General features: G+C 57.3%; 2 protein-coding genes. One reads left to right on the forward strand and one right to left on the reverse strand.

The features are described 5' to 3' along the window. Positions 1-859 (forward strand): carboxylesterase family protein (locus PQR67_RS38085; RefSeq protein ID WP_408467932.1); only part of this gene is annotated, 859 nt, incomplete at its 5' end. Between the two features lie 154 nt (positions 860-1,013). Here PQR67_RS38085 and PQR67_RS38090 read toward each other — a convergent pair. Next, positions 1,014-1,872 (reverse strand): carboxylesterase family protein (locus PQR67_RS38090; protein ID WP_408467933.1); only part of this gene is annotated, 859 nt, incomplete at its 5' end.

The following is a 1,872-nucleotide window of genomic DNA, read 5'->3' on the forward strand; positions in this document are numbered from 1 at the left end:
TGCGTTCTGGGAAACCCCGCATGGCGAAATGAAAACTGCCGCCAACGCTCAGACCATGGGTATTGCGCTTGGTACGCAATTCAACGCCGCCACCGTCGATAAACTCAGGGCCGTGCCCGCACTGCAACTGCAAACCGCAACCAATTGGACCTTGGCTACGGACCCGAGCGTGACCAATTTCTCTCCGAACCTCGATGGGTATGTTCTGCCTGAGAATCCCTACGTGCGTTTTATGAACGGACGCCAGAACGATGTGCCCCTTCTGGCCGGATGGAATGCGGACGAAGGCATGACGTTCCTTCCCGTCGGGCTGCCACACGAGACAGTGCAGGCCTATACGGATGCCGCAACGATCGAATTCGGCGCGGCGAACCTTGCAAGCTTCCTTCAGTTGTATCCCGCATCATCTGTCGCTCAGGCAGTCCAGTCAGCACAAAATCTAGTCGGCGATCAGACGATCAAGTATCAAACCTGGGGCTGGGTCACCCAGCAGTTGAAGACCGGGCATTCGCCTGTGTATGCGTATCATTTTGAGCAAACGTCGGCTTATAACCCCACTGCGTCTCATGGGACAGAGGTTGCATATGTTTTTGGAAATTTAACGCCGATCGGAACGGGAGCCGTATCGACACAGGATCTCACTGTGTCAGATACGATGCAGTCCTATTGGACAAATTTTGCACGGTCGGGAAATCCCAATGGCGCGGGTTTGCCGCAATGGCCACTGTATGAGGGCGCAGGCAGCCAAGCCATGCGGATTGGAGGCGTTATTCAGCCGGGCCAGGAGGAAGGTACTGCACGCTACCAGTTCCTGGATCGGTTCCGGGTGAATGGCCTGATTACGACCGTTCAACCATAGTCTGGGGCCGCACCGGCATATGCGGGCCGCTCCCGCGTCATGCCGGCGGCTGTCTCGTTACGTCCGAACATCGCTAGGGCGCACGCCTGCGAACCGCCACCGTATGAGTCATTCGAATAAAGCTGAATGGAAGATCACGATGGCGGCACCCGGGTTACTGCTGGCTGACAGTAATCAGTCCGTTCACCCGGAACCGATCCAGGAACTGGTAGCGTGCGGTACCTTCTTCCTGGCTCGGCTCGATGACGTTACCGATGCGCATGGTTTGACTGCCGGCGCCCGCGTACTGCGGCCACTGTGGCAGTGGCGAACCGTTAGGGTTGCCCGACCGCGCAAAATTCGTCCAGTACGACTGCATCGTATCCGACACGGCGAGATCCTGTGAGCTTACGGCTCCTGTTCCAGTCGGAGTGAGGCTGCCAAAGACATACGCAACTTCAGTCCCGTGTGTTGCGGAGGGATTGTAGGCCGATGTTTGCTCAAAGTGATACACGTACACGGGCGAACGTCCGGTCTTCTGCTGCTGGGTGACCCAGCCCCAAGTCTGATACTTTATAACCTGATCCCCAATCAGACTTTGGGCCGACTGCGCGGCCTGGGTCGCAGTAACAGCTGGATACGCCTGCAGGAAGCTCGCGAGATTTGCTGCGCCAAACTCGGCAGCGGCAGCGTCGGTGTAGGCCTGAACAGTCTGGTGCGGTAGTGCGCGATTAAAGAATGCGAGACCTTCGTCTGCATTCCATCCGGCCAGAAGGGGCACATCGTTCTGGCGTCCGTTCATAAAACGCACGTAGGGATTCTCTGGCAGAGCATATCCATCGACAATCGGAGAGAAGTTGGTCACACCCGGGTCCGTTGCTACGGTCCAGTTGGTCGCTGTCTCCAGTTGCAGTGCGGGCACGGCTCTGAGCTTATCGAGGGTGGCGGCGTTGAATTGCGTACCAAGCGCGATACCCATTGCCTGCGCATCAGCGTACGGTTTCATTTCACCGTGTTCACTTTCCCAGAACGCG

Source organism: Paraburkholderia fungorum, assembly GCF_046026025.1.
Taxonomy (GTDB): domain Bacteria; phylum Pseudomonadota; class Gammaproteobacteria; order Burkholderiales; family Burkholderiaceae; genus Paraburkholderia; species Paraburkholderia fungorum_E.